Annotated in this window: 12 protein-coding genes; 5 read left to right on the forward strand and 7 right to left on the reverse strand. The window is 54.8% G+C overall.

The window, feature by feature from the left end:
* Nucleotides 1–13 precede the first annotated feature (13 nt).
* The 4 genes from hofC to nadC all read right to left on the reverse strand — a co-directional run bounded on the left by hofC (nucleotide 14) and on the right by nadC (nucleotide 4,212).
* On the reverse strand, nucleotides 14–1,216 hold the full coding sequence (gene hofC, locus ACMGGS_RS11070) for a protein transport protein HofC (protein ID WP_414166089.1): 1,203 nt from the start codon (nucleotides 1,214–1,216) through the stop codon (nucleotides 14–16).
* On the reverse strand, nucleotides 1,206–2,591 hold the full coding sequence (gspE, locus tag ACMGGS_RS11075) for a type II secretion system protein GspE (protein WP_414166090.1): 1,386 nt from the start codon (nucleotides 2,589–2,591) through the stop codon (nucleotides 1,206–1,208). Before gspE ends, hofC begins: the two co-directional genes overlap by 11 nt.
* 12 nt (nucleotides 2,592–2,603) lie before the next feature.
* A complete protein-coding gene (ppdD, locus tag ACMGGS_RS11080; RefSeq protein WP_414166091.1) occupies nucleotides 2,604–3,041 on the reverse strand; it encodes a prepilin peptidase-dependent pilin in 438 nt (145 codons plus the stop codon).
* Between the two features lie 277 nt (nucleotides 3,042–3,318).
* On the reverse strand, nucleotides 3,319–4,212 hold the full coding sequence (gene nadC, locus ACMGGS_RS11085) for a carboxylating nicotinate-nucleotide diphosphorylase (protein WP_414166092.1): 894 nt from the start codon (nucleotides 4,210–4,212) through the stop codon (nucleotides 3,319–3,321).
* 87 nt (nucleotides 4,213–4,299) lie between these two features.
* Between nadC and ampD the strand changes: the two genes are divergently transcribed.
* Together ampD and ampE are read left to right on the forward strand one after the other, a co-directional pair.
* A complete protein-coding gene (gene ampD, locus ACMGGS_RS11090) occupies nucleotides 4,300–4,863 on the forward strand; it encodes a 1,6-anhydro-N-acetylmuramyl-L-alanine amidase AmpD (protein ID WP_414166093.1) in 564 nt (187 codons plus the stop codon).
* Nucleotides 4,860–5,714 carry a beta-lactamase regulator AmpE gene (gene ampE / locus ACMGGS_RS11095; RefSeq protein WP_414166094.1) on the forward strand — a complete coding sequence of 285 codons (855 nt, stop codon included), beginning with the start codon at nucleotides 4,860–4,862 and terminating at the stop codon, nucleotides 5,712–5,714. The genes ampD and ampE overlap by 4 nt, the downstream gene beginning before the upstream one ends.
* 18 nt (nucleotides 5,715–5,732) lie before the next feature.
* Here ampE and ACMGGS_RS11100 read toward each other — a convergent pair whose 3' ends face one another.
* From ACMGGS_RS11100 to aroP, 3 genes are all read right to left on the reverse strand, one after another.
* On the reverse strand, nucleotides 5,733–6,683 hold the full coding sequence (locus ACMGGS_RS11100; protein WP_414166095.1) for a family 43 glycosylhydrolase: 951 nt from the start codon (nucleotides 6,681–6,683) through the stop codon (nucleotides 5,733–5,735).
* On the reverse strand, nucleotides 6,683–8,089 hold the full coding sequence (locus tag ACMGGS_RS11105) for a glycoside-pentoside-hexuronide (GPH):cation symporter (protein ID WP_414166096.1): 1,407 nt from the start codon (nucleotides 8,087–8,089) through the stop codon (nucleotides 6,683–6,685). The genes ACMGGS_RS11100 and ACMGGS_RS11105 overlap by 1 nt, the downstream gene beginning before the upstream one ends.
* A gap of 154 nt (nucleotides 8,090–8,243) precedes the next feature.
* Nucleotides 8,244–9,614 carry an aromatic amino acid transporter AroP gene (gene aroP, locus ACMGGS_RS11110; protein WP_414166097.1) on the reverse strand — a complete coding sequence of 457 codons (1,371 nt, stop codon included), beginning with the start codon at nucleotides 9,612–9,614 and terminating at the stop codon, nucleotides 8,244–8,246.
* A gap of 542 nt (nucleotides 9,615–10,156) precedes the next feature.
* Between aroP and pdhR the strand changes: the two genes are divergently transcribed.
* The 3 genes from pdhR (at nucleotide 10,157) to aceF (ending at nucleotide 15,665) form a co-directional block, all read left to right on the forward strand.
* Complete coding sequence (gene pdhR / locus ACMGGS_RS11115) at nucleotides 10,157–10,921, forward strand: pyruvate dehydrogenase complex transcriptional repressor PdhR (protein WP_414166098.1); 765 nt, start codon at nucleotides 10,157–10,159, stop codon at nucleotides 10,919–10,921.
* A 164-nt stretch (nucleotides 10,922–11,085) separates the two neighbouring features.
* Nucleotides 11,086–13,749, forward strand: a complete 2,664-nt coding sequence (gene aceE, locus ACMGGS_RS11120) for a pyruvate dehydrogenase (acetyl-transferring), homodimeric type (RefSeq protein ID WP_414166099.1) — start codon at nucleotides 11,086–11,088, stop codon at nucleotides 13,747–13,749.
* A 14-nt stretch (nucleotides 13,750–13,763) separates the two neighbouring features.
* Nucleotides 13,764–15,665, forward strand: a complete 1,902-nt coding sequence (gene aceF / locus ACMGGS_RS11125; RefSeq protein ID WP_414166100.1) for a pyruvate dehydrogenase complex dihydrolipoyllysine-residue acetyltransferase — start codon at nucleotides 13,764–13,766, stop codon at nucleotides 15,663–15,665.
* Nucleotides 15,666–15,836 lie beyond the last annotated feature (171 nt).

The raw sequence follows: 15,836 nt of genomic DNA on the forward strand, positions 1-15,836 counted from the left end.
TAAGCCAGCGCAATTACCCCATCCCGCTCATGGCATCTCCCAGATGAAAAATGGGCAGATACATCGCCACCACCAGCGTTCCGATAATCACTCCGGTGACAATCAGGAGTACTGGCTCCAGCAACGACGCCAGATTATCCGCCACCGTTTGTGTTTTCTCGCTGTGATGACGTGCGAGATCTTCCAACATCGTATCCAGCGCACCCGAGGCTTCGCCAGTTCTGATCAACTGGAGGCATAGCGGGCTAAACTCGCCGCTCCTTTCCATGGCCTGCCAGACAGGCGAACCCTGAGTGATATCCTGATGTACCTGACGCAGGATGCGCTGCCAGTAAGGACAGTCCAGCGTCTCGCTGGCGCTGTGCAAACCTTGCAAAAAAGCGATCCCGGCGCTTTGAGTCAGCGCCAGCACGCTGAAGATATGGCTAAGCTTTTGTCCGCGGATAAGGCCACCGGCGATTGGACATGCCAGCAGCCATTTCTGCCTGAATATCAGCCAGCCCGTATGATGCCGTAGCCTGTTCAGGATCCCGATCGCCAGTACCGGGGCGGCAAAAAGCACCATTCCCCATTGCTGAATAACGTGTGCAAACGCCATCACGCCGCGCGTCAACGCCGGCAGCGGTGTATTAAACGTCTGATAGATTGCCGCAAATTCCGGTAATACCCAGCATACCATCGCCATCACTACCGCCAGCGCGAGCGTCAGAATGATAATAGGGTAACGTAGCGCCTTTCGGACCTTTGCCGCCAGACGCTGCTGAGCTTCCTGCTGTTCCGCCAGATGGAAGCAACACTGCTCAAGTTTGCCGGTCAGCTCACCGGTGCGGATCATCGCCAGCCATAGCGGAGGAAAAGCCTGCGGCCACTGTTTGAGGGCGAGGGAAAACGCGATACCTTTTTCCAGCTCCTGACCGACGTGCTGAAGCAGTGCCTGCCATTGTTTACCCGGTTGCTGTTGCGCCAGTAGCATTAATCCCTCTGGCAGGGTAAGCCCGGCATGAAGCAGCGTCGCCAGTTGTCGAATAACACGGCAACTATGCTCCCTACGCCAGAGAGAGGGGCGTACCGCGCAGCGTTTCAGCACTATCGGCGTGATATGCTGCTGCTGAAGCGCTATGAGCGCCGCCATACGGTTGGCATCCCATATGATGCCCTCCTGCATCTCGCCCGCCGGGGTCAGCCCACGCCACTGCCAGAGTTGTTTAATCTTCATGCGGTGTTCCCAGTACGCGCAGTAGCTCTTCCACCGTTGTCAGACCCTGTTCTACCGCCAGACAGCCATTTTCGAATAGCGTGGTCATTCCGTCGCGATGCGCCTGAGATTGAATGTCTATCGCACTGTGTTCGCTGGCGATCGCCTGACGCAGCTTGCCCTCAACAGGCAACACTTCAAACAAGGCTATTCGGCCATAAAATCCGTGATAGCAACGGTCGCAGCCAGTTGCCCGCCAGTGGGGCAGGGGACGCCGCCAGAGAGAGGAGGGCACGGCGGTATGCTCGCCAATTTGCGTGCGGCAGTGCGGACACAGTTTGCGTACCAGTCGCTGAGCCACCACTAATAACAGTGAGGAAGAGAGCATCCAGCGTGCGACGCCCATTTGCTGCAAACGGACCAGTGCCTCGGTAGTGGAGTTGGTATGTAATGTTGAAAGCACAAGATGCCCGGTTTGCGCGGCTTTAATCGCAATTTCCGCGGTGTCGCCATCGCGGATCTCTCCCACCATAATGATGTCCGGATCCTGACGCAGAAGGGCGCGGAGGACCTTTTGAAACGTCAGCCCGGCCCGCGGATTGATCGGTGTCTGGTTGATGCCCTCAAGCGGGATCTCTACCGGATCTTCGACGCTACAAATATTCACTTCAGGCGTATTGAGCGATTGAAGCGCGCTATAAAGCGTGACGGTTTTACCGCTACCGGTGGGGCCAGTGACCAGCAGCAGACCCTGCGGCATTTTCAGCGCGTCGCTGAACGCTTTCTCCTGAAGGGCCGTCATGCCCAGTTGCCGGATATCCAGCGCCTGCTCCACCTGATGAAGCAGGCGAAGCACCACTTTTTCAGCATATTTCCCCGGAAGAGTGGCAATACGAAAAGAAACCGATTTTCCCGTCAGTTCAACCGTAAACTGCCCGTCCTGCGGCACGCGGCGCTCGGCAATATCGAGATGGCCCAGCACTTTTAACCGTGCGATGACGCTGGCGACAAGCGCGGGTGGGATAGTCGTCAGTTGATGCAGCACGCCGTCCACCCGCAAGCGGATGCGCATCCGATCGGCCAGGGGTTCAAAGTGGATATCCGAAGCCCGCTGCAAAAGCGCCTGCTCCAGCGCCTGATTAAGTAACTCCACGGCCGTGCCGCTTCCTTCACTTACGGCAGGCAGGTGGCTTTGTGTGGACAGGTGCAGGTGCTGATCCATCTTTTCCTGTGACCAGCATTCAATATCGATCCGCTTTTGCGTGGCAAAGCGCAAGGATTCCAGTAGCTGACTACCGGGATCGCCGACAACAGCAATGTTGAGCGTGTCGTCGTCGCTATCCAATAACACTGCGCCATAACGTTTACATAACGCGATGAGCTGTTCCCGTTTCATCTTTTTGTCTCCTTACTGTATATCGAAGCGGAAAACGTCTTCGCAGGCTTGCTGGAGCGCGCTGTCCTGCTGAATATTGCACACCCGTTGCCAGCCCGTTATGCCACTGGCATTGTCCCAGCCGGGCGTCATCACCACGTTAAGACCGTTGAGACTCTCCTGCCCGGTGAGCGTGACGACGCCCTGCGCCACGCTCATCTCTGAAACGTAACGGGTCGTGGTCGGTGAGGGAATGCCATTTTTACCACCATCACAGTCGGTTAACCCGCCATGATCCAGCGCACAAAGCTCAATTGCGGTGCGGTAGGGTATGAAGGTTTGTAGCATGTCGGTTAGCGCGGCCTTGCGCAGGTAGTTTTGATAGGCTGGAATGCCGATAGCGCTGAGGATGGCGATGATGCCAATCACCACCATCAGTTCAATAAGCGTAAATCCTTGCTGTCTGTTCATCGTGTGCTCCTTAGTAAATGCGAGCACTCTGGCAGGGGAAAGACGAAGCGACGAGCGGTAAAAGTCCAATCGTGAAGATGGCTTCCCGACTTTTTGACCGCGTTGCATGGGCGTTACATCGGTTTGCGAGGCGATACGAAAAACGATGGTTAACATCAAAGGTTAACAGGGGAAACGCCGGGATTGGGTTCCCGGAGGGAGGCCCAACCCGGCGGTCGCCCCGATGACTACGGGCTATTTGACATCACTCTCAACCGCTATTCAAAATGAGGAAACATCAGCGGAAACGCATCGACAAATCCAGCGCACGAATGTGCTTGGTCAGCGCGCCAACGGAAATGAAATCCACGCCGGTTTCGGCGAATTCACGCAGCGTTTCATGCGTGACGTTGCCGGAAACCTCAAGCTGCGCCTGCCCACGCGTCCGTTTCACCGCTTCACGCATCAGGTCGGTGGTAAAGTTATCCAGCATAATGATGTCAGCGCCAGCCTTCAGCGCGTCGTCCAGCTCATCAAGATTTTCAACCTCGACTTCAACCGGGACATCCGGGTGCAGCCAGAACGCTTTTTCCACCGCCTGACGTACTGAACCGGAGGCGATAATATGGTTTTCTTTGATCAGAAAAGCATCCGAGAGGCCGAGACGATGGTTGGCACCGCCGCCGCACAATACCGCGTATTTCAGTGCGGTACGCAGGCCGGGCAGGGTTTTGCGCGTGTCGAGCAACTGAGTTTTGGTTCCCGCCAACAGATCGACATAGCGGCGGACTTCACTGGCCACGCCGGACAGCGTTTGCACAAAATTCAGCGCCGTCCGCTCACCGGTTAACAGCACGCGTGATGGGCCATCCAGTTCAAATAACGGCTGATTAGGGACGACGCTATCGCCATCTTCAACATGCCAGTTCACCTGAACGTCATCACCTGCAAGCTGAATAAATACCTCTTCAACCCAGCGTTTGCCACAAAATACGCCGTGTTCGCGGGTAATCACCACCGCATGAGCGCGGCTCTCTTCCGGCAATAACTGCGCGGTAATATCGTTATTCGCATCGACCTCGCCACCTAAATCTTCACGCAGCGCCTGCGCGACCGCGGCAGGGATATCCAGGGCAATACGTTGCAGAAGAGCGTCACGTCGATGGTCAGGGTTATAACGGCGTGCGGGCATGATAAAACTCCAAATTGGTAACCAGGCTTGAGGTTGAAACATGCTACTCTGAAGCGCATATTCGCACCACTAATAAGGAGATTCTGTATGTATTTACACGAGGGCTGGCTGGCAGAGGCGCGACGGGTTCCATCCCCGCATTTCGATTGCCGCCCGGATGACGAGTCTCCTTCTTTATTGGTGGTGCACAATATCAGCCTTCCTCCTGGCGAATTCGGCGGCCCGTGGATTGACGCGTTATTTACCGGCATCCTCGACCCGCACGCGCATCCCTTTTTTGCTGAAATTGTTCATCTGCGCGTTTCTGCCCATTGTCTGATTCGCCGCGACGGTGAAATCGTGCAGTATGTTCCTTTCAATAAACGGGCCTGGCACGCGGGTGTTTCCTGCTATCAAGGGCGCGAGAAGTGTAATGACTTTTCCATTGGTATTGAACTGGAGGGGACGGACACGCAGCCGTATACCGATGTACAATATCAACAGCTGGCCGCTATTACCCGCACGTTGATTAAGCTTTACCCGGCAATCGCCAACAATATGACCGGACACTGCGATATTGCCCCCGGACGTAAAACCGATCCCGGCTCCGCATTTGACTGGGCAAAATTTCGGACCCTGGTCACTGCCTCGTCAGAAAAGGAGATGCCATGACGCTTTTTACCATTTTGCTGGTGCTGATTGCCGAGCGCTTGTTTAAGCTGGGAGAACACTGGCAGCTCGATCACCGGCTGGAAGTGCTGTTCCGACGCGTCCACCGTTTTTCCATGGCGCGAACCCTGCTGATGACTATCGCCATCATGCTGGTGACGTTTCTGCTGCTGCGCGCGCTGTACGGCCTGTTTTTTAACGTGCCGCTAATGGTGGCATGGATCCTGCTCGGGCTTCTGTGTATTGGCGCAGGCAAAGCGCGCCTGCACTATCATGCCTATCTGAAAGCCGCGGCCCGCAATGACAGCCACGCACGTGACGCCATGGCCAGCGAGCTAACGCTGATCCACGGCGTGCCGCCCGGCTGCGACGAACGTGAGTATCTGCGCGAGCTGCAAAACGCGCTGCTATGGATCAACTTTCGCTACTATCTGGCCCCGCTGTTCTGGTTTATCGTCGGCGGCGTGTGGGGGCCGGTGACGCTGGTGGGCTACGCGTTTCTGCGCGCCTGGCAGTCGTGGCTGGCGCGCTATCAGACGCCGCATCATCGCCTGCATTCGGGAATCGATTTTATTCTGCATGTTCTGGACTGGGTCCCGGTGCGGCTGGTCGGCGTGATTTACGCGCTGATCGGACACGGAGAAAAAGCGCTGCCCGCGTGGTTTGCCTCGCTGGGCGATCGTCACACTGCGCAGTATCAGGTGCTGACGCGGCTGGCGCAGTTCTCGCTGGCCCGCGAACCGCATATTGATCGGGTTGAGACACCGAAAGCGGCGGTTTCAATGGCGAAGAAGACCTCGTTCGTGCTGGTCGTCATTGTGGCGTTACTGACGATTTACGGCACGCTAATCTGAGCCGCGTGCCGTAACCGCTTACTCCGTATCCGCAGGCGGGATGCCGAAGTCCGGCATCCCGTTTTGCTGCCAGCGGATCGGCTTCAGGCGGGTATGGCGATTGGGATCGTACAGCGGATCGCCCTCAATCTCCGTGTAATTACGCGCATGATAAACCAGCACGTCATCGCCCTCCGGCGTACGGGTAAAACTGTTGTGCCCCGGCCCGTACTGGCGATTTTCATAGCTGGTTCTGAATACCGGCTGCGGGGATTTATGCCAGTTCTCCGGCCTGGTCATATCGGCGTTCAGGTCAATCCACAGCAGCCCCATGCAGTAGTTCTCATCCGTGGCGCTGGCGGAATAGCTGACAAAGAGCTTATCGCCGTGCACCAGCACCGCTGGCCCTTCGTTGACCAGAAAGCCCCGGCATTCCCACTCATATTCCGGCTTACTGAGCATCACCGGCTCGCCTTTAATCGTCCAGGGATTTTCCAGTTCTGCTAGATAGAGGTTAGAGTTTCCGGCAATATCCGGCGCTTTTTGCGCCCACAGATACCACTGTTTGCCCTGATGGTGAAAGGTGGTGGCGTCCAGGCAGAAAGTGTCAAACGGCGTTTTGATCTGACCGCGCTCAATCCATTTGCCGCTGAGCGGGTCACTATCCTCGCAGGTCAGCGCGTACATCCGGTGCTGGAACATCCCGAGTGAATCCAGCGCCTGAGTGTGGGCAGCCGCGAAATAGATCACCCACATGCCGTTGATGTTATGCAGTTCCGGTGCCCAGATAAGTTCGCACATCGGTCCGGTGGCAGGTTTGCGCCAGACGACCACAGGCTCGGCGCAGCGCAGCCCATCGATGCTGCTGGCGCGGCGGATCTCCAGCCGATCGTATTCCGGCACGGAGGCGATAAAATAATAGCTACCGTCATGATGCAGAATAAACGGATCGGCACGCTGTTCAATAAAGGGATTCGGCCAGTTTTCCATCAGGCATTCCTTGTTTTTTCGGTCGTTGGCAATTCCTGGTACTCGTGCAGTTCGCGATAGTTAACGCGGCGTTTTTCCAGATCCGTCTGGATCTGCTGCATAAATTCACGGTTCACTTTCAGCAACCGGACGACGACTGCAGTAATCAAATAGCCGATACCGGGAATAACCGTAAATAGCAGGACAATGCCGTTAATCGCCGTTGCGCTTTGCGCCTTCGCGCCCGCATCATAACCGTACCAGGAGAGCAGAAACCCAACCATCGCTCCGGCAATCGCCAGGCCCAGCTTCAGGAAAAACAGGTTGCCGGAGAAACTAATACCGGTAATACGCTTGCCGGTTTTCCACTCGCCGTAGTCGTCCACGTCCGCCATCAGCGACCAGTGCAGCGGGGAAGGGATCTGGTGCAAAATATTGAGCAGGAAATAGAGAACAACGATGGTGACCGTAGCGTGCGGATCAAAGAAGTAAAAAGCGCAGGAGAAGATAGCCAGTGCGATGTTGGTCCAGAAGAAGACTTTCAGCTTGCACCAGCGGTCGGTGAGCACTTTCGCCAGCATACTGCCGATCATCATCCCGACCACGCCGAGGCTGATGAACAGAGTAGCAAAATGCGTGCTCTGGCCCATCACCCAGGTGACGTAGTACATGGTGGCGGCCATACGGATGAAGCCGGGGCAGACGTTGCACAGCGTCAGCAGTAAAATGCGCACCCACTGATCGTTCTTCCACACGTCTTTCAGATCTTTTTTCAGCTCGTCATTGGTAGGTACTGCCGGACGCACGCGCTCGCGAACGGTAGCAAAGCAGAACAGAAACATGCACATACCGATAAACGCGAGTACGGTCATCGCCATCTGGTAGCCTTTCGCTTTATTCGCGCCGCCGAACCAGTCGGCCATCGGTAGCAAGGTCAGCGACAGCAGCAGCGTGGCAATGCCGACCATCACGAAGCGATAAGACTGACAGGCAACACGCTCTTTCGGGTCGTTGGTGATCACGCTGCCCAGTGAGCAGTAGGGGATATTGATGGCGGTGTAGGTAATCGACAGCAGGAAGTAGGTCACAAAAGCATAGATAACCTTGCTGCTATAGCTCCACTCAGGGGTGGTAAACATTAATACGCTGAACAGCGCGTAGGGAAAGGCCACCCACAGTAGCCAGGGCCGGAAACGCCCATATTTACTGCGCGTCCGGTCGGCCAGTGCGCCCATAATCGGATCGGTAACCGCGTCGATTACCCGGATGGAGAGCAGTAATACGCCGACCAGCGCTGGCGCAAGACCGAAGATATCCGTATAAAAGTAATTAACAAACAACATGATGGCACCGAAGATGATGTTACATCCGGCGTCACCCATTCCGTAGCCAATTTTCTCTTTTACTGACAGTTTACTCGTGTTCATTGCCAGATCTCTCCCTTGTTAGATGAAGAGAATTATTTGCTGGCTATCGAATAAATGCGTTGCAGGATAGAGGCGCTGATATGGACAAAATCGCTGTTGAGAAGAAAGTGTGAGGAAGATAACACCCCTCACCCGGCAGGGTGAGGGGAAGAGATTAATGTACTTTAACGGTTCTGGCGCTTTTCTGTTTAAACATATAGCCAATACCGAGCACTATCAGCCATACCGGGATCAGATAGACCGAAATCGCCATCCCGTCGGTCATCAGCATAATTACCAGCACTGCGGCCATAAAAAGCAGGCAAATCCAGTTACCTACCGGATAGAACAGCGCCGGGAAGCGTGGGGTAATGCCCTGCTGATGTTTAGCACGACGGAACTTAATGTGCGCCAGACTGATCATCGCCCAGTTAATCACCAGTGCCGAGACCACCAGCGCCATCAGTAGACCAAAGGCCGATTCCGGTGCCAGATAGTTAATCAATACGCACAGCGCGGTCACCAGCGCCGAGACCAGAATGGTGTTTACCGGCACGCCGCGCTTATCCACGCGCATCAGCATTTTGGGCGCGTTGCCCTGCTGAGCGAGGCCAAACAGCATGCGGCTGTTGCAATATACGCAGCTGTTATACACCGACAGCGCCGCCGTCAGGACAACCACGTTCAGCGCGTTTGCCACGAAGGTATCGCCCAGTTCATGAAAAATCAGCACGAACGGGCTGGTATCTGCGGTGACGCGCGTCCACGGCAGCAGGGAAAGCAGCACGGCCAGCGAGCCTACGTAGAAAATCAGAATACGGTAGATCACCTGATTGGTGGCTTTCGGAATGCTCTGCTCCGGGTTATCCGCTTCCGCCGCGGTGATGCCGACCAGTTCCAGCCCACCGAAGGAGAACATGATAATCGCCATCATCATCACCAGCCCGTTAATCCCGTGCGGCAGGAACCCGCCTTGCTCCCACAGGTTACGAACGGTCGCCTGCGGACCACCGTTGCCACTGAACAGCAGCCAGCCGCCGAACAGGATCATCGCGACTACCGCGATGACTTTAATAATGGCAAACCAGAACTCCATTTCGCCAAACACTTTCACGTTGGTCAGGTTAACCGCGTTGATGACAACGAAGAACACCGCCGCCGAGGCCCACGTCGGGATTTCCGGCCACCAGAACTGAATGTATTTTCCGACCGCCGTCAGTTCCGCCATCGCCACCAGCACGTAAAGAACCCAGTAGTTCCAGCCGGAAGCAAAGCCAGCAAAGCCGCCCCAGTACTTATAGGCAAAGTGGCTGAACGAACCGGCGACCGGCTCTTCAACGACCATTTCACCCAACTGACGCATGATCAGAAAGGCAATAAGACCGGCGACGGCGTAGCCCAGAATAATACCGGGGCCGGCGGACTGGATAACGGATGCGCTGCCCAGGAACAGCCCCGTACCGATGGCCCCTCCTAACGCAATGAGCTGAATATGGCGGTTTTTTAGTCCGCGCTTCAGCTGGTCGCCATGCTGTTGACCTTCCATCTTGAAACCTCGTGAGTGTTTATAATGTGGTTGACGCTGTTGTGCGTTTGTATGTCTGGAATTCCAGTTCTTGTATTATTTTATTTACAGCAGCGGTATCTGAATTATTCTCAGAATCCTTTTAACAGCCACACAATAATGGTATGCGACCCGGAATGCACCTGCTTTATGAAGGGACACAGAGCAGTTGGGTAAAAAGAAACCATTTGTAAACCCCTCATTTTTTCACCACTTACTCGCTTTATTCACAGCCATTCACTTATTTGAATAAATATGCGCATAAGCTCCTGTTGAATCGGTTCAGATCTCCATAATTAAGGTTTCACCAAAGTTAAATCTACCTCTTCCTGAGTAAACACAACATTTGTGCAAAGTTACATTTCTGAAACGTTATTTCTGTAAGGTTGTTAAAATGTGGCGTGTTTCATGATGTGAGTCAAAACCTGTATAGACATAAGGTGAATACTTTGTTACTTTAGCGTCAAGAATATGAAATTGGTAAGACCAATTGACTTCGGGCAAAAGGCGTAAGACAGGGAACTATGGCCTACAGCAAAATCCGCCAACCTAAGCTATCCGACGTGATAGAGCAGCAGCTGGAGTTTCTCATCCTTGAGGGGACGCTTCGCCCCGGTGAAAAACTTCCGCCAGAACGCGAACTGGCAAAACAGTTCGACGTTTCCCGTCCCTCCCTGCGTGAGGCGATTCAACGTCTCGAAGGAAAGGGCCTGCTACTGCGTCGTCAGGGCGGTGGAACCTTTGTGCAGAGCCGCCTGTGGCAGAGTTTCAGCGATCCGCTGGTAGAACTACTGTCCGACCATCCTGAATCCCAGTTCGACCTGCTGGAAACCCGTCACGCGCTGGAAGGCATTGCCGCTTATTACGCGGCGCTGCGCAGCAATGATGAAGATCGCGCGCGAATGAGCGAGTTGCATCAGGCCATCGAACGGGCACAGCAATCGGGGGATCTTGACGCCGAATCCGACGCTGTCGTCCAGTATCAAATCGCCGTCACTGAGGCGGCACACAACGTGGTTCTGCTTCATCTGCTACGCTGCATGGAGCCGATGCTGGCGCAAAACGTGCGGCAAAACTTTGAATTGCTTTACGCGCGCCGGGAAATGCTCCCGCTGGTCAGCAACCATCGCACCACGGTTTTTGAAGCCATCATGGCCAGCGAGCCGGAACGCGCACGCGAAGCATCGCATCGCCATCTGGCCTTTATCGAAGAAATCCTGCTCGACCGCAGTCGTGAACAGAGCCGTCGTGAACGGTCTATGCGCCGTCTTGAGCAGCGTAAGAATTAGTGATTTTTCTGGCAGAACGTGTACCAGAAGATGTTGTACCAACAGCGCCATAACTTAGAGCGCGGCAACTAAACGCAGAACCTGTCTTATTGCGCTTTCCGGCGAAAACGCAATGGGACAGGTTCCAGATAAATCAACGTATTAGATAGATAAGGAATACCCCCATGTCAGAACGTCTCCAAAATGACGTGGATCCGATCGAAACTCGCGACTGGCAACAGGCGATCGAATCGGTCATCCGTGAAGAAGGTGTTGAGCGCGCTCAGTATCTGATTGATCAGCTGCTTTCTGAAGCTCGCAAAGGCGGCGTGAAAGTGGCGGCAGGTACAGGGGCCAGCAACTATGTAAACACTATTGCCGTTGAAGACGAACCGGAATACCCGGGCAATCTGGATCTGGAACGCCGCATCCGTTCTGCTATCCGCTGGAACGCCATCATGACCGTTCTGCGAGCGTCCAAAAAAGATCTGGAGCTGGGTGGCCACATGGCGTCCTTCCAGTCTTCTGCGACTATTTACGAAGTGTGCTTTAACCACTTCTTCCGCGCACGCAGCGAAAAAGATGGCGGCGACCTGGTGTACTTCCAGGGCCACATCTCTCCGGGCGTTTACGCACGTGCGTTCCTGGAAGGTCGTCTGACTGAAGAGCAGATGAACAACTTCCGTCAGGAAGTTCACGGCAAAGGTCTGTCTTCTTATCCGCACCCGAAACTGATGCCGGAATTCTGGCAGTTCCCGACCGTATCCATGGGTCTGGGTCCGATTGGGGCGATCTATCAGGCTAAATTCCTGAAATATCTGGAACACCGTGGTCTGAAAGACACGTCTGAGCAAACCGTTTACGCGTTCCTCGGCGACGGCGAAATGGACGAGCCAGAATCTAAAGGCGCGATCACCATCGCCACCCGTGAGAAGCTGGACAACCTGTGCTTCATTATCAACTGTAACCTGCAACGTCTTGACGGCCCGGTCACCGGTAACGGCAAGATCATCAACGAACTGGAAGGCATCTTCGCAGGTGCTGGCTGGAACGTAATCAAAGTGATGTGGGGCGGTCGTTGGGATGAACTGCTGCGTAACGACACCAGCGGTAAACTGATGCAGTTGATGGAAGAGACCGTTGACGGCGACTATCAGACCTTCAAATCCAAAGACGGCGCTTACGTCCGTGAACACTTCTTCGGTAAATACCCGGAAACCGCTGCGCTGGTCGCAGACTGGACTGATGAGCAGATCTGGGGCCTGAACCGCGGTGGTCACGATCCGAAGAAAGTCTACGCTGCACTGAAAAAAGCGCAGGAAACCAAAGGCAAAGCGACTGTCATCCTGGCCCATACCATCAAAGGTTACGGCATGGGCGACTCTGCCGAAGGTAAAAACATCGCTCACCAGGTGAAGAAAATGAACATGGACGGCGTTCGCTACGTCCGCGATCGTTTCAATGTGCCGGTGACCGATGAGCAGGTTGAAAAACTGTCCTACATCACCTTCCCCGAAGGTTCTGAAGAGCACACTTACCTGCACGCCCAGCGTGAGAAGCTGAACGGCTATCTGCCGACGCGTCAGCCGAAGTTTACCGAGAAGCTGGAACTGCCTGAGCTGGCGGACTTCAAACCGCTGCTGGAAGAGCAGAACAAAGAAATCTCCACCACCATCGCGTTTGTTCGTGCCCTGAACGTGATGCTGAAGAACAAATCCATCAAAGACCGTCTGGTGCCGATCATCGCCGATGAAGCGCGTACTTTCGGTATGGAAGGTCTGTTCCGTCAGATTGGTATCTACAGCCCGAACGGCCAGCAGTACACCCCGCAGGACCGTGAGCAGGTGGCGTATTACAAAGAAGACGAGAAAGGTCAGATCCTGCAGGAAGGTATCAACGAGCTGGGCGCAGGCGCATCCTGGCTGGCTGCGGCGACCTCTTACAGCACCAACAATCTGCCGATGATCCCGTTCTACATCTACTACTCAATGTTCGGTTTCCAGCGTATCGGCGATCTGTGCTGGCAGGCAGGCGATCAGCAGGCTCGCGGCTTCCTGGTCGGCGGAACCTCCGGTCGTACTACCCTGAACGGTGAAGGTCTGCAGCACGAAGATGGTCACAGCCACATTCAGTCGCTGACTATCCCGAACTGCATCTCTTACGACCCGGCGTATGCCTACGAAGTCGCTGTCATCATGCATGATGGCCTGGTGCGTATGTACGGTGAAGCGCAGGAAAATATTTACTACTACATCACCACCCTGAACGAAAACTACCACATGCCGGCGATGCCGGAAGGCGCCGAGGACGGTATCCGTAAAGGTATCTACAAACTCGAAACCATTGAAGGTAGCAAAGGTAAAGTTCAGCTCTTAGGCTCCGGTTCTATCCTGCGTCACGTTCGTGAAGCGGCTGAGATCCTGGCGAAAGACTACGGCGTGGGTTCTGACGTTTACAGCGTAACGTCCTTCACTGAACTGGCGCGTGATGGCCAGGATTGTGAGCGCTGGAACATGCTGCACCCGCTGGAAACTCCGCGCGTACCGTACATCGCCCAGGTGATGAACGATGCACCGGCAGTGGCTTCCACTGACTATATGAAACTGTTCGCCGAGCAGGTTCGTACTTATGTACCGGCTGATGACTACCGCGTACTGGGTACCGATGGCTTCGGTCGCTCCGACAGCCGTGAAAACCTGCGTCATCACTTCGAAGTTGATGCTTCCTATGTGGTCGTAGCAGCGCTGGGCGAACTGGCTAAACGTGGCGAAATCGATAAGAAAGTGGTTGCGGAAGCCATCACTAAATTCAACATCGATGCAGAAAAAGTTAACCCGCGTCTGGCGTAAGAGGTAAGAGAATAATGGCTATCGAAATCAACGTACCGGACATCGGGGCTGATGAAGTTGAAATCACCGAGATCCTGGTCAAAGTGGGCGACAAAGTTGAAGCTGAACAGTCGCTGATCACCGTAGAAGGCGACAAAGCCTCTATGGAAGTCCCGTCTCCGCAGGCTGGCGTCGTGAAAGAGATCAAAGTCTCTGTCGGCGACAAAACCGAGACTGGCAAACTGATCATGATTTTCGATTCCGCCGACGGTGCAGCTGACGCTGCGCCTGCTAAGGCAGAAGAGAAAAAAGAAGAACCGAAAGCCGCCGCTCCGGCAGCGGCTGCGGCGGCTAAAGAAGTCAACGTACCGGATATCGGCGGCGACGAAGTTGAAGTCACTGAGATCATGGTGAAAGTTGGCGATAAAGTCGAAGCAGAACAGTCGCTGATCACCGTAGAGGGCGACAAAGCCTCTATGGAAGTCCCGGCACCGTTCGCGGGCACCGTGAAAGAGATCAAAATCAACACCGGCGATAAAGTCTCTACCGGCTCGCTGATTATGGTCTTCGAGGTGGAAGGCGCAGCGCCTGCGGCAGGCGAAGCCAAACCGCAGGTGAAAGAAGAAGCGGCCTCTGCACCGGCAGCCGCTGCGGGCGCGAAAGACGTCAACGTCCCGGATATCGGCGGCGATGAAGTTGAAGTCACCGAAGTGATGGTGAAAGTCGGCGATAAAGTGACGGCTGAACAGTCGCTGATCACCGTAGAGGGCGACAAAGCCTCTATGGAAGTTCCGGCACCGTTCGCGGGTACCGTGAAAGAGATCAAAATCAACACCGGCGACAAAGTGTCTACCGGCTCGCTGATCATGGTCTTCGAAGTGGAAGGCGCAGCGCCTGCGGCCCCTGCGGCTAAGCAGGAAGCGGCAGCCCCGGCTCCGGCGGCGAAAGCGGACAAACCGGCAGCGGCTCCGGCTCAGAAAGCTGAAGGCAAAACCGAGTTCGCTGAAAACGACGCTTACGTCCACGCAACTCCGCTGATCCGCCGTCTGGCGCGCGAGTTCGGCGTTAACCTGGCGAAAGTGAAAGGTACCGGCCGTAAAGGTCGTATCCTGCGCGAAGACGTTCAGGCTTACGTGAAAGATGCTATCAAGCGCGCAGAAGCCGCACCTGCTGCCGCAGCCGGTGGTGGTATCCCTGGCATGCTGCCATGGCCGAAAGTGGACTTCAGCAAGTTTGGTGAAATTGAAGAAGTGGAACTGGGCCGCATCCAGAAAATCTCTGGTGCTAACCTGAGCCGTAACTGGGTGATGATCCCGCACGTTACGCACTTCGACAAAACCGATATCACCGATCTGGAAGCGTTCCGTAAACAGCAGAACGCCGAAGCCGAGAAGCGTAAACTGGACGTGAAATTCACGCCAGTGGTCTTCATCATGAAAGCGGTTGCTGCGGCGCTTGAGCAGATGCCACGCTTCAACAGCTCGCTGTCCGAAGATGCACAGCGTCTGACGCTGAAGAAATACATCAACATCGGTGTGGCAGTTGATACGCCAAATGGCCTGGTGGTTCCGGTCTTTAAAGACGTGAACAAGAAGAGCATTACCGAGCTGTCCCGCGAACTGACTGTGATCTCCAAAAAAGCGCGTGATGGCAAGCTGACGGCTGGCGAAATGCAGGGCGGTTGCTTCACCATCTCCAGCATCGGCGGTCTGGGTACCACTCACTTCGCACCGATTGTGAACGCGCCGGAAGTGGCTATCCTCGGTGTGTCCAAGTCTGCGATGGAGCCGGTATGGAACGGGAAAGAGTTTACGCCGCGTCTGATGATGCCGATTTCTCTCTCCTTCGACCACCGCGTCATTGACGGAGCTGATGGTGCGCGCTTTATCACCATCATCAATAACATGCTGAGCGACATTCGCCGCCTGGTGATGTAATTGAAAAGCCGGCCTGACGGCCGGCTTTTTTCTGGTAATCTCATAAGGTTTGTGAGGTTACTGGTGAAAGCGAGTTTTCGTGAACCGTTTGTTGTTTCAAAATTGTTAACAATTTTGTAAAATACGGGCGGATAGAACGTCCCGGTGGATGAAGGGCGACACGTATCCTGG

The organism is Superficieibacter sp. BNK-5 (genome assembly GCF_047456055.1).
Classification (GTDB): domain Bacteria; phylum Pseudomonadota; class Gammaproteobacteria; order Enterobacterales; family Enterobacteriaceae; genus Superficieibacter.